The 21035-nt window shown below is 39.9% G+C and carries 20 protein-coding genes; 1 reads left to right on the top strand and 19 read right to left on the bottom strand.

The genetic code is table 11. The features are described 5' to 3' along the window. Nucleotides 1–22 precede the first annotated feature (22 nt). The 3 genes from mgfK to NST91_RS05565 form a co-directional block, all read right to left on the bottom strand. Nucleotides 23–997 carry a gluconeogenesis morphogenetic factor MgfK gene (mgfK, locus tag NST91_RS05575; protein WP_121446329.1) on the bottom strand — a complete coding sequence of 325 codons (975 nt, stop codon included), beginning with the start codon at nucleotides 995–997 and terminating at the stop codon, nucleotides 23–25. After that, complete coding sequence (rapZ, locus tag NST91_RS05570; protein ID WP_121446330.1) at nucleotides 997–1887, bottom strand: RNase adapter RapZ; 891 nt, start codon at nucleotides 1885–1887, stop codon at nucleotides 997–999. Before rapZ ends, mgfK begins: the two co-directional genes overlap by 1 nt. Before the next feature lie 200 nt (nucleotides 1888–2087). Beyond that, complete coding sequence (locus tag NST91_RS05565) at nucleotides 2088–2546, bottom strand: NUDIX hydrolase (RefSeq protein ID WP_099352509.1); 459 nt, start codon at nucleotides 2544–2546, stop codon at nucleotides 2088–2090. Nucleotides 2547–3199: 653 nt separating this feature from the next. Between NST91_RS05565 and NST91_RS05560 the strand changes: the two genes are divergently transcribed. After that, nucleotides 3200–4513, top strand: a complete 1314-nt coding sequence (locus NST91_RS05560; protein WP_341330357.1) for an aminotransferase family protein — start codon at nucleotides 3200–3202, stop codon at nucleotides 4511–4513. 84 nt (nucleotides 4514–4597) lie between these two features. On the opposite strand, the gene NST91_RS05555 is transcribed toward NST91_RS05560, so the two are convergent. From NST91_RS05555 to lgt, 16 genes are all read right to left on the bottom strand, one after another. Next, nucleotides 4598–6166, bottom strand: a complete 1569-nt coding sequence (locus tag NST91_RS05555) for a GNAT family N-acetyltransferase (RefSeq protein ID WP_121446332.1) — start codon at nucleotides 6164–6166, stop codon at nucleotides 4598–4600. Between the two features lie 1031 nt (nucleotides 6167–7197). After that, nucleotides 7198–7761 (bottom strand): GNAT family N-acetyltransferase, encoded by a 564-nt coding sequence (locus NST91_RS05550; protein WP_341330356.1) that lies wholly within the window; start codon nucleotides 7759–7761, stop codon nucleotides 7198–7200. A 61-nt stretch (nucleotides 7762–7822) separates the two neighbouring features. Beyond that, nucleotides 7823–8767, bottom strand: coding sequence for a thioredoxin-disulfide reductase (trxB, locus tag NST91_RS05545; RefSeq protein WP_341330355.1), 945 nt, complete (start codon nucleotides 8765–8767; stop codon nucleotides 7823–7825). A 102-nt stretch (nucleotides 8768–8869) separates the two neighbouring features. Next, entirely contained in the window at nucleotides 8870–10360 is a 1491-nt protein-coding gene (locus NST91_RS05540) for a tetratricopeptide repeat protein (RefSeq protein WP_341330354.1), read from the bottom strand. Between the two features lie 545 nt (nucleotides 10361–10905). Next, nucleotides 10906–11526, bottom strand: coding sequence for a bifunctional phosphoribosyl-AMP cyclohydrolase/phosphoribosyl-ATP diphosphatase HisIE (gene hisIE, locus NST91_RS05535; protein ID WP_341330353.1), 621 nt, complete (start codon nucleotides 11524–11526; stop codon nucleotides 10906–10908). Beyond that, complete coding sequence (hisF, locus tag NST91_RS05530) at nucleotides 11523–12281, bottom strand: imidazole glycerol phosphate synthase subunit HisF (protein WP_121446337.1); 759 nt, start codon at nucleotides 12279–12281, stop codon at nucleotides 11523–11525. The genes hisIE and hisF overlap by 4 nt, the downstream gene beginning before the upstream one ends. Then, nucleotides 12281–13015, bottom strand: coding sequence for a 1-(5-phosphoribosyl)-5-[(5-phosphoribosylamino)methylideneamino]imidazole-4-carboxamide isomerase (hisA, locus tag NST91_RS05525; RefSeq protein ID WP_341330352.1), 735 nt, complete (start codon nucleotides 13013–13015; stop codon nucleotides 12281–12283). Before hisA ends, hisF begins: the two co-directional genes overlap by 1 nt. Beyond that, the gene (gene hisH, locus NST91_RS05520; protein ID WP_341330351.1) at nucleotides 13012–13644 is read right to left on the bottom strand and encodes an imidazole glycerol phosphate synthase subunit HisH; all 633 of its coding nucleotides are present in this window, start codon (nucleotides 13642–13644) and stop codon (nucleotides 13012–13014) included. The genes hisA and hisH overlap by 4 nt, the downstream gene beginning before the upstream one ends. Then, entirely contained in the window at nucleotides 13645–14232 is a 588-nt protein-coding gene (hisB, locus tag NST91_RS05515; protein WP_341330350.1) for an imidazoleglycerol-phosphate dehydratase HisB, read from the bottom strand. A gap of 121 nt (nucleotides 14233–14353) precedes the next feature. Next, the gene (hisD, locus tag NST91_RS05510) at nucleotides 14354–15619 is read right to left on the bottom strand and encodes a histidinol dehydrogenase (RefSeq protein ID WP_341330349.1); all 1266 of its coding nucleotides are present in this window, start codon (nucleotides 15617–15619) and stop codon (nucleotides 14354–14356) included. 27 nt (nucleotides 15620–15646) lie between these two features. Further along, nucleotides 15647–16276 carry an ATP phosphoribosyltransferase gene (gene hisG / locus NST91_RS05505; protein WP_341330348.1) on the bottom strand — a complete coding sequence of 210 codons (630 nt, stop codon included), beginning with the start codon at nucleotides 16274–16276 and terminating at the stop codon, nucleotides 15647–15649. Next, nucleotides 16276–17448, bottom strand: a complete 1173-nt coding sequence (locus NST91_RS05500) for an ATP phosphoribosyltransferase regulatory subunit (RefSeq protein WP_341330347.1) — start codon at nucleotides 17446–17448, stop codon at nucleotides 16276–16278. The genes hisG and NST91_RS05500 overlap by 1 nt, the downstream gene beginning before the upstream one ends. A gap of 448 nt (nucleotides 17449–17896) precedes the next feature. Continuing rightward, nucleotides 17897–18421, bottom strand: a complete 525-nt coding sequence (locus tag NST91_RS05495) for an acyltransferase (RefSeq protein ID WP_341330346.1) — start codon at nucleotides 18419–18421, stop codon at nucleotides 17897–17899. Between the two features lie 203 nt (nucleotides 18422–18624). Continuing rightward, on the bottom strand, nucleotides 18625–19260 hold the full coding sequence (ppaX, locus tag NST91_RS05490; protein WP_341330345.1) for a pyrophosphatase PpaX: 636 nt from the start codon (nucleotides 19258–19260) through the stop codon (nucleotides 18625–18627). Beyond that, complete coding sequence (locus tag NST91_RS05485) at nucleotides 19250–20194, bottom strand: nucleoside recognition domain-containing protein (RefSeq protein ID WP_341330344.1); 945 nt, start codon at nucleotides 20192–20194, stop codon at nucleotides 19250–19252. Before NST91_RS05485 ends, ppaX begins: the two co-directional genes overlap by 11 nt. Before the next feature lie 25 nt (nucleotides 20195–20219). Further along, on the bottom strand, nucleotides 20220–21035 hold the full coding sequence (gene lgt, locus NST91_RS05480) for a prolipoprotein diacylglyceryl transferase (RefSeq protein WP_341330343.1): 816 nt from the start codon (nucleotides 21033–21035) through the stop codon (nucleotides 20220–20222).

The following is a 21035-nucleotide window of genomic DNA, read 5'->3' as shown; positions in this document are numbered from 1 at the left end:
TTTAAAAGTGGGTGATTTACCCTCAATCACCCTTTTTATTTTTAATGAGCAAATCGTATAACAGGTTTGCTACTTTTGTAGTGTCGTGTCTGATAACTCCATTATCGTATGAAATAATTTTATCATGGATGATAGCTAAACCTAAAGCAGAAAGCCTTTCAGTGTCGTAAACTACAGGTTTTGCTAGCTCTTTTGCATATTTTTCTTTTATATTCTCAGGAATCTCTCCATTATTGACAAGAACAGTATCAATGAAATTGACGCCCATATGATCGTACAAAGCTTGAACATGGTCGCTAGCTGTAAAATTCAACGTTTCCCCAGCCTGTGTCATTACATTACATATATAAACTTTTTTTGCTTTCGATTTTAAAACCTCTTCACCGATTTTGGGTACAAGTAAATTCGGTAAAATACTGGTGTAGAGGCTACCAGGACCAATGATAATCATATCTGCCTGTTGTATTTTTTCAATCGATTCTTGTAGAGGTTCTACATCACTAGGTGTTAAAAATACACGCTTTATTTTTTTCCCCGAATATGGAATCTTGGATTCTCCTGAAACAACAGTACCATCCTCCATTTCGGCATGTAGAATGACGCTTTTATTTGCCGCCGGAAGGACCTTCCCTCTTACATTGAGGACTTTACTCATTTCACCAACTGCGTGAACAAAATCCCCGGTAATTGTAGTCATTGCCGCAAGAATCAAGTTCCCCAGGGAATGACCTGATAATCCATTCCCACCGGCAAACCGATGTTGAAATAAATCTTCAATTAGTGGCTCCACATCTGACAACGCAGCTAATACGTTTCGAATATCACCAGGCGGTGGGATATCCATCTCATCTCGAAGACGACCAGAAGATCCCCCGTCATCTGCAACCGTCACAATTGCCGTGATATCAACAGGTAGATATTTTAACCCTCGTAAAAGCACAGAAAGTCCTGTTCCCCCACCAACGATGACAATCTTTGGTTGTTTTGGCTCGGTCATTACTTTTTGTCCTTTCTCTTCTCAATATCGCGGTGAGAAACATGGGTCTGATATTCATCCTTGAAATGATTTGCGATATATTCGGCAAGCGTAACAGAACGATGCTGTCCACCTGTACAACCAATTCCAATAACAAGCTGACTTTTACCTTCCCGTTTGTATTGAGGAAGCATAAATGCAAGCAAGTCGGTTACCTTTTCAATAAACTTCTGTGTTTCGGTCCATTTTAATACATAACCTGAAACATCATCTTCAAGTCCAGTTTTCGGTCTCATCGTTTCGATATAGTGTGGATTTGGAAGAAAACGCACATCAAACACGAGGTCAGCGTCAATAGGAATACCATATTTAAAACCAAATGACATTACGTTGACTGTAAATGTAGGTCTTGATTCGGATGCAAATTGCTTTAAGATTTTCTCGCGTAATTCTCTTGGTTTTAACTCAGAAGTATCATAAATGTATTGTGCTCTTCCCTTAAGTTCATCAAGAATTTCGCGCTCTGCCTGTATCCCTTCCAATGGAGAACCAGTCGGAGCAAGAGGATGAGAACGTCTTGTTTCCTTATACCGAGTAACAAGAGTCGTATCCTTTGCGTCAAGGAATAAGATTTGCGGAGAAATCCATGAGACCTCTGAGAGCTCGTCAAGTGATGCAAAAAGGCTATCGAAAAACTCACGGCCACGTAAGTCCATGACGAGTGCAACTTTATTCATTTTTCCGCCAGATTCTTTCATCAACTCTAGAAACTTTGGAAGCAAAGTTGGGGGTAGGTTATCTACGCAAAAATACCCTAAATCTTCAAAACTTTGAATGGCAACCGTTTTTCCGGCACCTGACATTCCAGTTATTATTACTAATTGTATTTCACTTGTTGAACCAACACTCATTGTTTTGCCTCCCTAATATAAATGCGCCTTGGCATATTTGCACACAGATTTTCTATATCCACACGAGGGTTTACAAAGACGTTGTCACAGAATGTGGCGTTCTTAATGTCTTATGCTTGAAATTTTTCTCTAAAAAATCTGAGGCATCCGCCAGACGCACTAACTTTATGCAGTCTGTGCTTGAATCTCGACTGAATAAATTAGCTTGGATCTAATCGATAAGATAGTAATTGAAAATCGGGTGTATATGTAAATGTCCCATATATGACCCCAGAACCTTTAAGTACATAATCTAAAATATGATAATCACCTGGTGCCATCGGCAGATTGGGTATGTCCCCGATGTCTTGCCATTTCAGGATTCCCTCTTCAGATTCATCAACATTTTCCCCTTCAAAATCATTAGCTAAGAAAGAAAACATCATCCATTCAGAGGTTACCTTGTCACCTTCTTTAATGATAAATGTAAAAATCCCTTTAATATCTGGGTTCTTAAGATAAAGTCCAGTTTCCTCACGGTATTCACGGATACAAGAGTCACGGATTGACTCACCCGGTTCCATTTTTCCACCAGGGGCAACCCACCACCCGCGTCGTGGCTTTTGTAAAAGCAAGACTTTATTATCCTTGCGTACTAAGCAATTTGTTACTCTTTGCACTTTCTTTCACCCCAAGTCGGTCTCTTTTTAAATAGACCGTTTGTAAGCATTCATATTGATATTATTATACTATTTCTAACAGGTACTCACAACGAACAAGATTTTCATATTGTTTTTTTAAATTTAAGGTGTGTTTCCTAAAGGAGGTTGAATAGGAACGCGTCGACGTCCTGTGGTTGTCGACACTAGCACGTCCTGTGCGTCGAGAGTTCAAGGCGGCGCGAGCTCCCGAGTACCGGAACGAGGCAACTGCTTGAGTTAACATCATTGCAGCCTTGCGCTGAGGAATTAACCTGGAGAATAAACTATCAGACGCAAGCGCATGTCCTAGTAATTCACTATGTTCTCGGAGTAATATTTGCAGAAATTCGAAGTGTCATTTTCGGCCGACAAAAAAAGGGGGCACGGGGGATGTACCCGTGCCCAAAAAAAATCTATTTATAAAAAGGGGGTCAATTACTACTATTATCATACTCAAAATATATTTCATCCGTGTTACAGGAGAGTTAAAACAAAATTACGTTTTAAACGTGGTTATTTACATAAACGAAACATTAACCCGAAAGGAGTAGTTCCTTCACTTATTCGTAGTTCAAAAGCTTGAACCCTTCGCATATATTTCAATAAAAGCTTATTTACGAAGGAGGAATTGAATGAACGAAAAAGTAATGGTGCGACAGGAACTGATGGAACTTGATCAAAAACATTTTTTGCATCCAACCTCTCCGATTCAGCAACAGCAGGATTTAGGACCTGCCTTTATTTTCACAAAAGGAGAAGGTGTGTTTCTTGAGGATGTAAATGGAAAACGCGTACTCGATGGCATGTCGTCTTTATGGAATGTCAATATTGGACACGGTCGCAAAGAATTAGGGCAAGCAGCACAGGAGCAGATGAATAAGCTTGCATTTAGCTCTTGTTTTGCAACATTTAGCAATGAACCCGCAATCCGTTTGGCAACTAAACTTGCAGAAATATCACCAGGAAGTTTATCAACAACCTTTTTTACTTCTGGTGGCTCTGAAGCAAATGATACGGCATATAAATTAGCACGGCATTACTGGATACTCCGTGGAATACCTGGGAAAAAGAAAATCATCTCTCGTAATAGGTCTTATCATGGAGTTGCCATGGGATCGACAAGTGCAACAGGCCTAAAGCCTTTTCGAGATTTTACAAATTCATTAGCACCTGATTTTTATCATACGGATAATTTTTCTACTGAGGAATTGCGCCAGACGATTGAAACTGAAGGTCCAGATACAATTGCTGCATTTGTCGCTGAACCCGTGCAAGGGGCTGGCGGGGTCCATATCGCACCTGAAGGATATTTTAAAGAAGTGCGGAACATATGTGATGAATACAATATTTTATGGATTACAGATGAAGTGATTACAGGATTTGGACGGACAGGTGAATACTTTGGAGTGGACCACTATGGTGTTTCACCTGACATGATGTGTTTTGCCAAAGGTGTAACGAGTGGATATGCCCAGTTAGGTGGGGTCATACTATCCGAGGCTATTTTTGAGGATTTCAAGCAACTATCAACTGGGACACTTTTACATGGATATACGTACAGTGGTCATCCAATGGCATGTGCAGTCGCGTTGAAAAACATCGAAATCATTGAAGAAGAGGGATTAATCGAGAATTCTGCAAAAATGGGTGCCAAAATGCTTGATGGTTTTTCATGGATTCAAGGTGAAAGCAGTCTTGTCAGTCATGTCCGTGCACTCGGCCTCATGGGTGCTGTCGAAATCAATACACCACAGCATGTAAAAGGACCTCTTGCCCCCAAAATTGTGAATGAGGCCGCGAAAATCGGCTTAATCTGTAGATCCGTCGTATTTGATGGTTTGGATACACTCGTCTTCGCTCCCCCTCTCTGTATCAGAAAGGAAGAAGTCGAACTCATGATTGAAAAGCTACATCACGCGATTTTTAGGGTTGAACGAAGCGTGTAAGATAGAAATATGAATAACCGCCTATTCCTTTGCGGATTAGGCGGTTAATTTATGTTAAACAGTTATTCACATGTGTATAAGTATTTAATCAGATGGGATTGTCTTTTTGGCTTGTTTAGGTTTCTTCGTGATAATTTGATAATAATCCGTTCGGCGATCTTTTAGTGGGGTTTCGGTTCCAATGTTACGGTTTCGTCGAAGGCTTTCAAGGTCAACCTCTCCCACCACGATTGTTTCAATATTCGGGTTGCACTCTCCAACAATTCCATTGCTTGAGAACGTAAAATCAGATGGTGAAAAAATACCGGATTGTGCGTACTGTACATCCATATGTGGGACATGTGTAAGGTTACCGACCGCACCAGCAATTACCGTATATACTTGATTTTCAACAGCACGAGCTTGTGAACAATACCTCACTCTTAAATACCCCTGTTGATCTTCTGAGCTAAACGGGGTAAAAATAATTTGTGCCCCTTTATCCACAGCAATCCGAGCAAGCTCCGGAAATTGTATATCATAGCTTATCAGAATTGAGATTTTTCCACAGTCTGTGTCAAATACGTGGACACCATTCCCTGGTTGAACTCCCCACCATCTTCTCTCATCAGGTGTGATATGGAGCTTATATTGCTTATCGATTGTACCATCTCGTCTGAAAAGGTACGCAACATTATAAAGGCAATGATCCTCTTCCACAAAGTGCGAACCGCCTACGATATTAATATTATATGTTACGGCAAGTTTCGAAAAGAGATTAATATAGTCCTCCGTATATTCTGAAACTCTTTTGATTTGTTTACTCGGTACCTGCTCATCAATGAACGACAATAACTGCATGGTAAACGTTTCAGGGAACACAGCAAAGTCTGAGCGGAAGTTAGAACTCGCATCGATAAAATATTCACATTGTGTGGCAAAGTCTTCAAAGGATTTGATTTTTTTCATCATATATTGAATCACTGAAATTCTTACTGGGAGGGACCGATTGTAAATTCTCCTCGTTTTCTTAGGCAAGTAATCTGGATTATTCCATTCCATTAGAGTTGCATAGCCTAAAGAATCCCGATCCGATAAGTAATTGGCATTAACGCGCTTCAGGACAAACCCATTAATCATTTGAAAAGTAAGGGCTGGATCATAGATGTTCTGTTGGATGACCTGATCCACATATTCCCTAGCAGACATTTCATCCGCATATTTATGATAGTTTGAGATTCTTCCCCCAATAATGATACTTTCTAAGTTGAGTTCTTGAGTAAGTTTTTTTCTAGCCTCATAGAGTCGACGCCCGATTTTCATACGGCGATAATCCGGATGGACCATGACATCAATTCCATAAAGATTTTTCCCATGTGGGTCATGGTTGCGAATATAGGAGTTATCGCTAATCTCATCGAACGTATGCTTATCCTCATATTCATCAAAATCAACAATTAAGCTTGAGCAGGAGCCAATGATTTTCCCATCATATTCAACACAAAATTGACCTTCAGGAAAGATGGTAAGATGGCTTTCTAATTGATCCCGCTCCCATGGGTCCATATTGGGAAAACACACTTTTGAAAGCTCAATAATCTCTTCGATGTCCTCATGCCTAATATTTCGTAACACAATCCTCTTCTCAAATCTTGATAAATCAATCCTCGACACAAAAATCTCCCTTTCTGGGCATTCGATAAAATAAAAAGCAATATTCAAAATTCATCCCCGTTTATATCACTATATTATTGAGAAAGCGTATATATATCTGTTTGATTTTAGATGATCATTATAATTGATACATTTTGTATGCCATTTGATATCATCTCATTTTAATTCTTTACGGAATTGGGACAGGTATATCTTATCGAGGAGCGGTCTTGAGTGTGTATTTTGGATTTTGACATCTTTCTACTCATTAAGGGGCATAGCTGTCCGAATGAGTACGGTATTTGGACTGCTTTCTTAGTTTCATGCGCTGGTGGGTCCGAATGAGTGTAGTATTCGGACTGCTTTCTTAGTTTCATGCGCTGGTGGGTCCGAATGAGTGTAGTATTCAGACTGCTTTCTTAGTTTCATGCGCTGGTGGGTCCGAATGAGTGTAGTATTCGGACTGCTTTCTTAGTTTCATTGGAGTGTGAGTCCGAATATGTGTGGTATTCGGACTGCTTTCTTAGTTTCATGCATTAGTGTGTCCGAATTTGAGTTGTATTCGGACTGCTCTCTTAGTTTCATAGGAGTGTGAGTCCGAATATGTGTGGAATTCGGACTCCTTTCTTAGTTTCACAGGCTGGTGGGTCCGAATGAGTTTAGTATTCAGACTGCTTTCTTAGTTTCACAGGCCGGTGAGTCCGAATGAATGTAGTATTCGGACTGCTTTCTTAGTTTCATAGGAGTGTGAGTCCGAATATGTGTGGAATTCGGACTGCTTTCTTAGTTTCACAGGCTGGTGAGTCCGAATATGTGTGGGCTTCAGACTGCTTTCTTAGTTTCACAGGCTGGTGAGTCCGAATGAATGTTGTATTCAGTCTGCTCTCTTAGTTCCGTGCATTAGTGTGTCTGATTATGAGTGGTATTCGGACAGCTTTTATAATTTTTAGAGGCTACAGTGTCCGAATGTGCTCGGGATTCGGACTGCTTTCCTAATTTAATGCACGTCTTTGTCCGAATCCTCAGTTATTTATATCGTATGATAAGTTTGCCTAGCTTCCCGACCGCTTCTTCTCCCAATCCGCTCTTGTTAGTTTCATGTTGATGGAATCGATCCATTCTCCTTCAAACTCTAAGTCATCTTTGTCTACACTGTCAGTAATAAACCCCACTTTTTCATAAACTGTTTTGGCTCTTGGGTTAAAGTCAAAAACACTTAGAGTTAGTTGGTTAAGGTCAGTGTTTTGAAAAACATAATCAACCATAAGCTGAGTTGCTTCTGTTCCGAGTCCTTTGTCTCTGCCATTTGGACCAATCAGGATTCTAAAATTCATGCTATGTGTTTTTTCATCATATAAATTAACCACGACTTCTCCAACTAAGACTTGCTTCTCCTTATCAACAATAGCAAGATCCAATCGATCTTTCTGTTCATTTCTTGTTCTGTACCACAGAAGAGTTTTTTCTTTATCATATCCCGCTGTGCTACCCGTATATTTAAGGACAATAGGATCTTTTAAACATTCTTCTATATACGGGAAATCTTCATCCATGTTAAATGGTCTTAGAATTGTATTTTCTCCGAAGATTGTCGGTTTAACCTGTAAATCGATCATAAGATTTTTCCCACCCTTTAATTCGTCAAAAAAACACCTCCGATACGAAGGTGTTTCTACTTTATGCTTTGATTTTTTCCATTAATTCTTCGATATAGTGTTGAGCTGCTTGTGCCGCAATACTTCCATCACCTGTTGCAGTAACAATTTGACGAAGTTGCTTTTCACGGATGTCACCTGCTGCAAAGATGCCTGGTACTTTTGTTTCCATTTGCTCGTTTGTTTCGATATAACCGTTTTCGTTCGTAATACCTAGATTTTCGAATGGTTTTGATAGCGGAAGCATACCGACATAGATGAATACGCCGTCTGCGCCAAATTCTGTTTCCTCACCAGTCTTTGTATTTACAAGCGTTAAGGAACCAACCTTACCATCTTTTTCGTGTATTTCTTTAACTGTGTGATTCCAGATAAACTCCACTTTTTCGTTATCGAATGCACGTTGTTGAAGAATTTTTTGGGCACGAAGTTCGTCACGACGGTGGATGATTGTAACTTTAGAAGCGAAACGCGTTAAGTACACGCCTTCTTCTACAGCTGAGTCCCCCCCACCAACTACAACAAGCTCTCTGTTTTTAAAGAATGCTCCATCACACACGGCACAGTAAGAAACGCCTCGGCCACCAAGTTCTTGTTCACCTGGAACCCCAATTTTCTTATATTCCGCACCAGTTGCGATAATAATAGCACGTGCTTTATATTCTTTGCTGCCTGCAATGACAGTCTTGTATTCTTCACCGTTAATTATTTCTTTTATATCACCATACGCATATTCAGCACCGAATTTCTTCGCATGCTCGAACATTTTTGTGGATAATTCAGGTCCTAAAATATGATCAAATCCTGGGTAGTTTTCAACTTCTTCAGTGTTTGCCATTTGGCCACCAGGAATCCCGCGCTCAAGCATTAACGTTGATAAGTCTGCACGAGATGTATAAACGGCCGCGGTCATACCCGCTGGTCCAGCACCGATTATAATGACATCATAAATTTTTTCTTCAGTCATTTTTACGTCTCTCCTTACATCCTTTATAAAAGTGGATTTTATTGTTTTAGTATCTCCTACCCCTATCCTATAAAAACCTGACAAAATCCGCTATTAATATGCTCATTGTAAGAGTTCTTTAACAAATTTTACATACTTCATCACGGTTGCTTTTGAAATATTATATTTCTCAGCAACCTGTTTTTGGGTTATCGTACGTGACCCGTGGTTACGCCAAATGTATTCAGTTGCTGCAGCCCATGCTTGCCAGTTAGATACATTGAATTGACGCTTAACCGCTTCATCATAAATCATTAACCATGTTAAATAGAGTTCCTCATTTGCAGAGTCATCATGTTTATTTTTTGTAAATAAAGTGTCTGCAATATTGTATCCATCAATAATATAAGCCGGAATTTTTCCTATTTTTTTCTTTTTACTAAGGACATAGTTTGCAAATTCTTGTTCAAGGGTCGCATGGAATTGTATATGTTTAATATCTTTGCGGGCAAGAGAAGAATTTGTCTTACTTGCCAAAAATAAACCATATAGGCGTTCCTCAATAAAATCACCAGTTAACCAACGGTCCAATACATCACTAATGGATTTAGTACGGTCTGATTCCCATGGGGCTGAGCCCTTTTTACTTGGATTATCTTCAAGCACTCGCTTCCATGCATTTTGGGCAACATCATGGTGCTCTGTAAAATGAGCAGCGTGAGAAAGCCAATAATAGAAGGTTTCGTCCCCTTCAAACCCACTTCGTTGCAGACTTCGCAACCATTTATAAGCCAGATCATGTCTTCCGACCAACCCAAATGTTGCACCTAGCTTATAGCGGTGTTCGGAAAGGATCGGATGGATCAGCGCTAATCGTTTTGTTAGCTCTTTTACCTGCTGATTTTTTCGCTGATAATATAGAAATACCAATGAGTTGCAAAGTGCATGAAGATTGCCAGGGTTTTTACTCAAAACCTCATCAAGAATCTCTGATGCATTCTCAACATCACCAGAATAAAAATACGCAAGTGCTAAATTATTATAAGCAGACCAGAATTCCGGGTATTCGCGAATGATTTCCTTTAAAAGGGTCACTGCTTCGTCTAATCGTCCTGTTTCAAGGTAATCACGGGCTTGTTCTTGCATGACGATGAGTTCATCCTGTTGGTTAGCTGAATCTTCAAAGTCCACTTCCTCAAGGAGCAATAAATCAAGCAAATCCTCGGCATCCTCCGAAAAGTCGCCCTCTGGCTCACAATCTAAATAGGCTTGTGCATGTTTGCCTGCTTCTTGGAACAAACCTAGATGTGCATAATTATTGGCCATGAAATAATAGCACTCTGGCATATCGAAATTTGGATCTTCCATTATTTTTGTAAGATATTGATTAGATAGGACATAATCACCAATTTCTGTTAAGGCTACAGATAATTGGCATAAGAACATCGGCTCTTTCGGTTCAAGCTGAATCGCTCGTTTAAAATGTTTTATGGATTTATATATATCATGCTGGCGATACGCCTTTAGTCCTTTTTTAAAATAATATTCTCCCGTCTGGATAAACGGAATTACCTTTGAACTATGCTGACTTTCTTTTCTGTTTTGTTTTTCCATCGGGGTCCTCCATTAAAAGTACGTGTTCAAAAAGGAGGATAAAAAGGACCTCGTCGACAAAAACGCCACGTCCTGTGGAATTGTCGACACTAGCACATCCTGTGCGTCGAAATTTCTAGGCGGCGCAGCTTTGAGTAACGGAACGTATGCATTTTATACGTAAGTAACGGAAAAGCAAGCCAACAAAGAAATTCGATGTGTCATTTTTACCTGATTTTTTGAACATCAACTATAAATACTGCTTTTTAAACATATTTCCCAACGTAGTATAACATATATAATCCTTGACACATAGGGGTGCTTGGGTAAAAGGAAAAAACTTTTGGAGAAAGTTCGAGTGGTAATTTGTGGGTAATGTTAATAATGTGGACAACTTTCCACACTTCTTTGAATAAAGTACCGTGGCTGCTGGTTTGATTGGACATATGCACATCGAACTAATGCGAAATGTGGATAATGTGGATATCGTGGATATGTAGCTCACATTTCAGTAAGGTCTAGAATTGAAAAAGGTGCTTATCTGTGGATAAGCACCCTTTACATTCTTATCTTCTCTTTTGTAGTACGGACAATACTTCATCAAGTGGAAGCTTTTGTTCACGAAGTAAGACTAGCAAGTGATAAATTAAATCTGCTGCTTCCCACTTAAGTTCTTCATGATCCCGGTTTTTTGCTGCAATAATAACCTCTGAAGCTTCTTCACCGACTTTTTTCAGAATCTTATCTACTCCTTTATCAAATAGGTATGTAGTATAAGCTCCTTCTGGCATTTCTGCTTCACGCTTAGCAATTACTTCTTCAAGTTCATTAAGAATAGCGAAGCGGTCAGAGGACACTTCTTTTGATTCTCCTAGAACTGATTCATTGAAGCAAGAATAGCTTCCTGTGTGGCAAGCCGGACCAGCTGGCTCAACTAAAACAAGGAGGGCATCCTGGTCACAATCATACTTCATATCCACTATTTTTTGAGTATTACCTGAGGTTTCCCCTTTGTGCCAAAGCTCCTGGCGTGAACGGCTATAAAACCAAGTTTCACGTGTTTCAATGGATTTACGTAAAGATTCTTCATTCATATAAGCGAGTGTTAATACCTCTTTACTTACTGCATCCTGAACAATAGCTGGAGCAAGTCCTTTTTCGTCGAATTTAATGTCTGGTGTGTTCATCGGACATTGACCCCTTTCTCTTTTAAATAAGTCTTCACTTCTTTTACGGAAGTTTCTTTGTAGTGAAAAATACTTGCCGCTAATGCAGCGTCTGCCTTACCTTCTTTGAATGCTTGTACAAAATGTTCAGCATTTCCTGCGCCACCTGATGCGATAACAGGTACAGTAACTGCCTCACTCACTCGTTTTGTTAATTCAAGATTGAAGCCATCCTTGCTTCCGTCATCGTCCATACTAGTTAATAATATTTCACCAGCACCAAGCTTGATTGCTTCCTTCGCCCAAGAAACAACCTCCCACTCAGTTGCTTTACGTCCGCCATGAGTGTAAACTCTCCAGCTACTAAGTTTCTCATCGTATTTTGCGTCGATCGCAACAACAATACATTGAGAGCCAAAGAAGTCAGCGCCCTCCTTGATTAAGGCAGGGTTTGTCACGGCTGCCGTATTTAGTGAAACTTTGTCAGCACCGGCACGGAGGATTTTTTTCATATCCTCTAAGGAATTAATTCCTCCTCCAACTGTGAAAGGAATCGCAAGCTCTGCTGCCACTTTTTCGACAACCTCAACCATCGTTTTTCGACCTTCATGTGAGGCAGAAATATCAAGGAATACGAGTTCATCTGCACCTTCTGAATCATAGAATTTTGCAAGTTCAACAGGATCCCCTGCATCACGTAGACCAACAAATTGAATGCCTTTCACAACCCGACCATCTTTTACGTCCAAACATGGAATGATACGTTTTGTAATCATCACGCATTCACCTCTTCTAACGCCTCTTGCACGGTAAACTGATTGGTATAGATGGCTTTTCCAACGATTGCACCAGAAACACCTCGATCTGCTAACTTACTAAGAGCTTTTAAGTCTTCAATAGAGCTAACTCCACCAGAAGCAATGACTTGTTTTCCTGTAACAGAAGCAAGCGTTGCAACCGCATCAATGTTAGGACCGCTAAGCATGCCGTCTGTCGCGATATCTGTAAAAATGAATGTTTGTGCACCTGCTTTTGCGAGCTCAACACCTAAGTCAGTCGCTTTTACAGATGATGTATTTAACCAACCTTCAGTCGCTACATAACCGTCTTTTGCATCTATGCCTATCGCAATTTTTTCTTTGTATTTCTTAAGCATGTTTTTTACAAAATCAGGATTAGAGATGGCTGCACTTCCTAAAATGACGCGGTCAACACCATTATCAATATAATAAGCTACATCCTCTTCGGTTCGAATACCGCCACCGATTTGAACTTTTGCATCAAGTTTCTTGGCAACCTCAATCACGTATTGGTCATTCACACGTTTACCCGCTTTTGCTCCATCTAAATCGACCATGTGAATCCACTCAGCTCCCGCATCAGCGAAGGCTTTTGCCATATCAAACGGAGAATCACCATAGACGGTTTCTTTATTATAATCCCCTTGCAGCAATCGAACACATTTGCCACCGCGCATATCGATTGCCGGGTAAATTGTAAAAGTACTCATATTGTCACCTTCTTTTCCACAATCACAGCGTAGTTTTGGAGAATTTTTAATCCTAGCTCACTGCTTTTTTCAGGATGAAACTGGGTTCCAAACACATTACTTTTTCCAACAACAGCTGGAACTTCGACATCATACATGCTACTTGCAATTACATTTTCACTGTCAGTCTCTGCGAAGTAGGAATGAACGAAATAGACGTGCCCACCCTCGATGTCTTTTAATAGTGGAGATGGATTTTTGAGTTCAAGATCATTCCATCCCATATGGGGAACTTTATAGGTTTCACCATTCGCTGCTACGCCAGGTATTTTTGTAATTCTACCTTGTAAGAAACCAAAACCTTGGGTAAGTCCATTTTCTTCACTTTCTTCAAATAAAAGCTGCATTCCAAGACAGATTCCTAAGAGCGGAGTCCCTTTTGCAACGGACTCCTTTATGAAACCGACTAATCCTTTTTCATGTAAGATCCCCATTGCGTCCTTAAAGGACCCTACACCTGGTAAAATTAATCCTTCTGCTTTCGCAAGCTCATCTGGTGAACTTGAAATGAAATAATCATAGTTCATCCGTTCAAGCGCCTTAGAAACGCTGTATAAATTCCCCATGCCATAATCGATTATACCTATCATCTACAACATCCCTTTCGTTGACGGGACCCCCTTAACTCGTGGGTCAATCATCGTTGCTTCATCTAATGCACGACCAAACGCTTTAAAAATAGCTTCAATCATATGATGTGTATTGTGACCGTAGTGAACAATTACATGGAGATTGATTCTCGCCTCTAACGCAAGCTTCCATAAAAATTCATGAACAAGTTCTGTATCAAATGTGCCTACTCGAGTACTTGGGAAATCTGCCTTCAATTCGAAGTGTGGACGATTTCCTAAATCAATGACAACCTGCGCGAGAGCTTCATCCATTGGAACAAATGCATTTCCGTAGCGCTTGATGCCTTTTTTATCTCCAAGTGCTTCACGCAATGCCTGTCCTAAACAAATTCCAATGTCCTCAGTTGTATGGTGATCATCAATTTCTGTATCCCCATTTGCATCAACAGTTAAGTTGAATTTTCCATGTTGTGTAAAGAGATCTAGCATGTGGGACATAAATGGAACGCCAGTATCTAGCTTTGAAATGCCTTCCCCATCTACTGTAAAATCTAGTTTTATATCTGTTTCATTTGTCTTACGTTCAACCCTTGCTTGTCTTGTCATAATTACACCTACCGTTATCCACAATTTTATAATTGGTAATGAGTCCTTGATATTTTTGATATCTGTTGATTATTGTCCACATTATCCACACTATCCACAAACTAGATGTGAATTTTGTGAATTATTTTAATCGTTCCTCAACGGCTCTTGCGTGGGCTTCTAATCCCTCTAGTCTTGCAAAGGCAGCAATTTTTGGACCGTTTTCCTCAATGGCTTGTTTGCTATATGAAATAATGCTTGATTTTTTTGTAAAATCATCCACACTTAGAGGACTAGAAAATCGTGCTGTACCATTTGTCGGAAGGACGTGGTTTGGTCCAGCAAAATAGTCACCGACAGGCTCTGAACTATAACGTCCGATAAAAATAGCTCCTGCGTGCTTGATCTTTCCAACCTGCTCCATTGGTTCCTCTGTCACGATTTCGAGATGCTCTGGAGCAAGCTCGTTTACAACCTTGATTGCTTCATCTAGGTCACCTGTGACGTAAATTGCTCCAAAATCATTAATTGATGCTCTAGCAATCGCTTCTCGCGTAAGAAGGATTAACTGTCTTTCAACCTCTTCGGAAACTGCTTCTGCAAGCTGCATTGATGGTGTTACGAGAATGCTTGATGCTCGTTCATCATGCTCTGCTTGAGATAGTAAGTCTGCTGCTATTTCGTTTGGTAGAGCTGTTGCATCTGCCAGCACGACGATTTCACTAGGTCCAGCAATCATGTCGATATCTACATTTCCATATACCTCACGTTTTGCTAATGCAACAAAGATATTACCAGGACCGACGATTTTATCAACAGGCTTGATAGTTTCTGTTCCGAACGCCAACGCACCAACTGCTTGAGCACCACCAACCTTATAGATTTCTTTTACACCAAGTATGTCTGCAGCCACTAATACACCGGCTGGAATGGTGCCGTCTTTTCCAGGTGGTGAAACCATCACAATCCTCTCGACCCCAGCGACTTGTGCAGGAATGACATTCATTAAGACAGATGACGGGTAAGCAGCTTTCCCACCAGGAACATAGACACCAACTGCATCAAGTGGAGTAACCTTTTGACCGAGAATCGTCCCATTGTCCTTCATCGTCATCCATGACTGCTTTACCTGACGACTATGGTAATCACGGATATTTTCAGCCGCTTCTTTTATGATTAACACAAGATTCGCGTCTAATTTTTGATAAGCTTCTTGAAAATCCGAGTCGGTGACTTTTAATCCATCCAGTAAAACCCCATCAAATTTTTCAGTATAGTAACGAAGGGCTTTATCCCCGTCTTTTTCTACGTTTTCGAGAATTTCTAAGACTGCTTTTCTTTGTTCAACTGTCCCACTATCAATGGTCCGTTTCAGTGAAACAGTGCTGGTAACACGTTCAATTCTCATGGTGTGTCGGTCCTTTCTATTTAGATACTACTGCGATACCACAGATGATAGTCGCTCTACGATTTCATCGATTTGCTGATCCTTCAAGCGATAACTTACCGGATTTACAATAAGTCGTGAGGTGATGTCCGCAATATGTTCAAGCTCAACTAATCCATTTTCCTTCAATGTACGTCCTGTTGAGACGATATCGACAATTCGATCTGCAAGACCAATTAATGGTGCAAGTTCGATTGAACCGTTTAGTTTAATAATTTCAACCTGCTCCCCATTTTCACGAAAATAGCTAGATGCGATGTTTGGATATTTTGTTGCGATTTTAGGTGCGACACCTTTGATTTTGACATCTGGGAGTCCTGCAACGGCTAGATAGCATTTGCTGATTTGCAAATCGAGCACTTCATACACATCGCGCTCTTCCTCAAGCATGACATCTTTACCGGCAATACCAAGGTCTGCTACACCGTGCTCTACATATGTAGTTACATCCATTGGTTTTGCAAGCATGAAACGAAACGGCTCATCAGGAACATCGATAATTAACTTTCTGGAATCCTCGAATTCGGGAGGCAGATTATAACCTGCTTTTACTAAAAGTTGTGCCGCCTCTTCAAAAATTCGTCCTTTTGGCATTGCAATTGTTAATTTGTCACTCATTATGCCTCCTCCTTCCTTGTTGTTCCTAAGAAAAAGGTGTTTTTGGCAAATGCATTCGTACAAGCATCAACATCCTTGACTCCTGCTATATCTTGAAGGATAACCCGCTCACCCTTTTCTCTTTTACTCATCGCAAAACGGATTGCTTCTTCTCTCTGTTCAGCGCTAAAAATCACACAATGGATTTCTGGCTCTTCCTGTGGTAAATCAAGAGCTTCAAGAAGTCGGTCAACTCGGATACCAAAGCCAGTCGCTGGTGCAGGACGATCAAACTTTTCAAATAAATGATCGTAGCGTCCACCATTTCCTACTAAAAAGCCTACATTTTCAGCGTAAACCTCGAATAGAATTCCTGTGTAGTAGCTCATATGACTCACGAGATTGAAGTCAATTTTTATATGCTCAGTAACTCCAAATGCCTCTAGTTTTTTCCAGAGCATTTCAAGTTCGGCTGCTGCATTTTTTCCCTCTTCACATTCGACTAAATCTTTCGCTTTCTCAATTTTCGAATCATTTCCTCTCAATTGTAAGAGTGATAGTAATCGCTGTTTATCAATAGAAGAAAGCGGCAGTTTTTTCACATGCTCTCTGTAGCCAACGTAATTTTTTTCATATAAATAGCGCTGAAGGACATCCGCTCTTGCTTCATTTCCGACAATCTCCATAAACAATGCTTTTACATAACCAATATGGCCAATTGGCACTGTAAAATTAGTTAATCCTGCCTGCTTAAGAGATGTAATCATAAGCGATATAACCTCTGCATCAGCACTTGTTGTTGTATCGCCAATATACTCTACTCCGATTTGCTCAAATTCGGCTGGTCTTCCACCTTCATGTTGTTGCGCACGGAACACATTTGCGGAATATGCGATACGTTGTGGATATTCACCTTGATATAAACGAGATGCAGCAACTCGAGCAATTGGAGCTGTCATATCAGGTCTTAGCACAAGTGTGTGACCCTGTGAATCCAATAATTTAAATAGCTGACGGTCAAGGATCGCTGATGCCTCACCGATTGTTTCATAGTATTCAAGTGTTGGAGTTTCAATAAATTGATAACCCCAGCTTTCAATTTGAGACGACATTGCGTTGCGAATTTTCTTTTTTGCTTCATATAAAGCAGGCAATGTATCTCTCATTCCTAATGGTTTTTCAAACATAAACACGATTTTCGTCACCACCAAAGTTTGTATATGTTAACTTTCCCAATATTTTCTTAAAAAAATCATTTCACTTTAGTTCGCTAATATACTACCAAGATAAAGTATATGATACACCTATCCCTTACATGCGTCAACAAAAAAGTCAGAATTTAGGTGAATTATATTAGGTAGGATAGGGATTTGGTGCCCTTATGGAGAAAAAGTTATTAACTGTGGATTATGTGGATATTGTTGATAACTATAAAAGTAAGATTGTGAATTTTGTTGATATTGTGTATAAATGAACCGGGAATTTGTAAGCAAGAGAGAGGAAGAAAGGAGACAGATGTTGGAAATAGAAAATGAACAGATGAGGAAAAAGAGGAAAGAAGATGATTCAGCAGAAATACAGAAGGTAAAAGAGATATGTAAATGGTGTAAGTTTGGGCAATAAAAAAGGAACCAACCCTACTCAATGGTTTGATTCCTCTTTCTCTCGTTGCTCTCTTTGTTCTTTCGTATAGATCACTTGCATCGGGTTCCCGCCCACAAAGCTGCCTGCTGGGACATCTCTGTGGACCAATGTACCCGCTGATACAATTGCTCCATCGCCGATTTCCACACCCGGCAAAATCGTTGAATTAGCCCCAATCATTACCTCGTTGCCAATTTTAACGTCACCCAATCTGTATTCTTTAATCAAGTATTCATGGGCTAGTATTGTGGTATTAAAGCCAATGACGGTGTTGCTTCCAACACTGATTTTCTCAGGAAACATTGTATCCGGTACTACCATCAGTGCAAATGCTGTTTTTTCCCCTACCTTCATTTTTAAAAAAGTGCGATATAGCCAATTTTTCACGCCAAGAAATGGCGTATAGCGCGCGATCTGTATGACGATAAAGTTTTTAACAACCTTCCAAAAGGATACGGTCTTATAAATTTGCCAAAGTGAATTGGGTCCTGAAACAAAATATCGTGTGGTTCGTCGTTTCACAATTTTTTCATCCTTTAACAATCAAATGCGCCTTGGCGTATTTGCGCCCGATTTTTTTCGAGCTTGCTCGAAAAATCACCTCTGAAAAATCGTGGCATCCGCCTGAGGCTTTAACTTTATTCAGCCATGGTTTGTACCCTCAACTGAATTGTAAACTCCTTTATATTTATCCCACTAAAGAAGTAGGTTACTCCTGAATAAAGTTAAACTAAATCCAGTAAGTCACTCATGTTTTCAAGCATATAATCAGGGTTGTATTCCAATAAGAAGTCTTTTCCTTTATGAGACCAGGCAACTCCAGCAGTCTTTGTGCCAGCATTTCTACCAGCTACAATATCCTGATAATTGTCGCCAACCATAATGGCTTCTTCCGGTGTTGAATTTAACATTTTCAATGCTAACAGCACTGGTTCAGGATCTGGTTTTGGATTAGTCACATCATCCAATGTCACCACGACATCAAAGAATTGATCTAGCTGTGTTAGTTGTAATCCCATGTTAACCGTTTTTCGAACTTTTGTTGTAACAACTCCAATTTTATAACCTTTATCTTTAAGAGTCTTAATGGTGTCAAATACCCCTGGGAATTCGGTAACTAGTTCATCATGTTTTTCATGATTAAATTTTCGATATTCAGCAATCATTTCTTCTGCACGATCCGGGTCTACAGATGAAAAAGATTCATGTAAAGTAGGACCATTGAACGGCAAAATATCCTCTCTGCTATAGTTGCGATCTGGAAAGTATTTTCCAAAGGTGTGTAAAAAGGATTGCAAGATCAGTTCATTCGTATCGATTAACGTTCCATCTAAATCAAAGAGTAGTGTATTAATTGCCATAAATAACTTCCTTTCTATTATTTTGCTCGACGCGTTTCCAAATAAAAGCGATAACCATTGTTAGTATAATTGCAGTAATGAGTCGGATTAACAATAGCGGTAAAACCGGAATGCCTAAGGGGATAAAGATAAGCGTATCCTCCACAACAGCGTGACAGGATACTAAGAAAATTAATGCTAAGGTTACATCTTTCTTACTTACATTATCCTCTTTTACCGCCTGAATCATTACACCTGCTCCTAACGCTAGACCGAACAAAATACCTACAGCCAAGGTTGTTGATGTATTTTCCTTCATTCCGAGTGCCTTTGTGACAGGCGTCATCCACTTTGAAAATACATCCAACCATTTTAAATCCTTTAATATTTGAATAACAACCATCAATGGAATGACAATAAGAGCCAATTGCAGAATCCCAAATGTAGCTTTTTCAATACCATTTAAAACAATAGCACCCCAGCCTGAAATTTGTTCATCAGTCGTAGAAACTAGTCCATATTTTGCTAGCTCACTTCCACCTTTCCAAACTAGATTAATGACAAAGGCAGAAATGAATGCGAGTCCCAGTCTAACTGTTACAATCACCCAAATCTTCATACCTACTTTTGCAGCAACAGTCGATTCGATAATCATATTATGCGAGAATGATAGCATGACAGCTAAAATAAACACTTCTTTTACGGTCAAATCTAGTGTTAAGATCGCTCCAATCCCTGCATAAAGGTTTAAAAAGTTACCTAATACAAGTGGTATTGCGGCATCACCTGACAGACCAAACCAGCCCATGATTGGGGCAATCCACTTAATCACCCAATCTAGCACCGGTGTATATTGCAACATCGTGACAAGTAGGGTAACAGGGAAAATTACCTTCCCTAATGTCCAAGTAGTTTTTAATCCTACTATAAAGCCTCTCTTGATCGTATCTAGCAAGTTTCCCCTCTCCCTTTTACTAAATTTAGTTCTCTAAATAACGCTCGTTCGAATGACCTTTTATTCTTCGATAAATAAGTACGATAATTGCTCCCACAATCGATAACACTGAAATCAGCTGTGCCACTCGAATATCCCCAAGCATTAAGCTATCTGTCCGTAAGCCTTCTACGAATAAGCGGCCAATAGAATACCAGATGACGTATGTAAGAAACATTTCTCCACGTCTTAGGTTAACCCTTCGAAGCATTAGTAATAAAACAAAACCTACAAGGCTCCAAATTGATTCATACAAAAAGGTTGGATGGTAGTACGTTCCTTGGATATACATTTGGTCCATGATAAAGTCAGGTAGCACATTATAGAAGGTTTGTATCTGTTCCTCAGCAATGGGTCCCCCATGTGCTTCTTGGTTCATAAAGTTTCCCCATCGGCCAATAGCTTGACCTAAGATAATACTTGGTGCCGCGATGTCTGCAATCTTCCAAAATGACAAGCCTTTTACTCTTGCAAATACAATTGCAGTCACAACTGAACCGATTAACGCACCATGAATGGCAATTCCACCTTCCCAAATTGCAATGATTTTGGAAGGATTTTGTGAGTAATAATCCCATTTAAAAATAACGTAATATATTCTTGCACAGATGATAGCAATTGGTACCGCGAACAGCATAAGGTCCATGAAAGTATCTTTGTGCATACCTCTGCGTTCTGATTCTTTAATGGCAAGGTAAAGGGCTAGCATGGTCCCTAGCCCGATGATTAATCCATACCATTGAATGCGTAACGCGCCAAATTCTAAAAATGTTGGGTCTAATGGTTGAATGTTTCGGTCCAC

Origin of the sequence: Ferdinandcohnia sp. FSL W7-1320 (assembly GCF_038050315.1) — a bacterium.
GTDB classification, from domain to species: domain Bacteria; phylum Bacillota; class Bacilli; order Bacillales; family Bacillaceae_L; genus Ferdinandcohnia; species Ferdinandcohnia aciditolerans.
The sequence above is the reverse complement of the archived record's forward strand: the minus strand, read 5'-3'. Positions and strand labels throughout refer to the sequence as shown.

Bases quoted from the DNA above. Each gene is read 5' to 3' on its own strand.
- hisD (WP_341330349.1), bottom strand. From the start codon at position 15,619: ATGAGAATTGAACGTGTTACCAGCACTGTTTCACTGAAACGGACCATT.
- trxB (WP_341330355.1), bottom strand. From the start codon at position 8,767: ATGACTGAAGAAAAAATTTATGATGTCATTATAATCGGTGCTGGACCA.
- hisA (WP_341330352.1), bottom strand. From the start codon at position 13,015: ATGAGTACTTTTACAATTTACCCGGCAATCGATATGCGCGGTGGCAAA.
- rapZ (WP_121446330.1), bottom strand. From the start codon at position 1,887: ATGAGTGTTGGTTCAACAAGTGAAATACAATTAGTAATAATAACTGGA.
- hisH (WP_341330351.1), bottom strand. From the start codon at position 13,644: ATGATAGGTATAATCGATTATGGCATGGGGAATTTATACAGCGTTTCT.
- hisIE (WP_341330353.1), bottom strand. From the start codon at position 11,526: ATGAACACACCAGACATTAAATTCGACGAAAAAGGACTTGCTCCAGCT.
- NST91_RS05560 (WP_341330357.1), top strand. From the start codon at position 3,200: ATGAACGAAAAAGTAATGGTGCGACAGGAACTGATGGAACTTGATCAA.
- NST91_RS05550 (WP_341330356.1), bottom strand. From the start codon at position 7,761: ATGATCGATTTACAGGTTAAACCGACAATCTTCGGAGAAAATACAATT.
- NST91_RS05540 (WP_341330354.1), bottom strand. From the start codon at position 10,360: ATGGAAAAACAAAACAGAAAAGAAAGTCAGCATAGTTCAAAGGTAATT.
- hisG (WP_341330348.1), bottom strand. From the start codon at position 16,276: ATGAGTGACAAATTAACAATTGCAATGCCAAAAGGACGAATTTTTGAA.
- hisF (WP_121446337.1), bottom strand. From the start codon at position 12,281: ATGATTACAAAACGTATCATTCCATGTTTGGACGTAAAAGATGGTCGG.
- hisB (WP_341330350.1), bottom strand. From the start codon at position 14,232: ATGACAAGACAAGCAAGGGTTGAACGTAAGACAAATGAAACAGATATA.
- ppaX (WP_341330345.1), bottom strand. From the start codon at position 19,260: ATGGCAATTAATACACTACTCTTTGATTTAGATGGAACGTTAATCGAT.
- mgfK (WP_121446329.1), bottom strand. From the start codon at position 997: ATGACCGAGCCAAAACAACCAAAGATTGTCATCGTTGGTGGGGGAACA.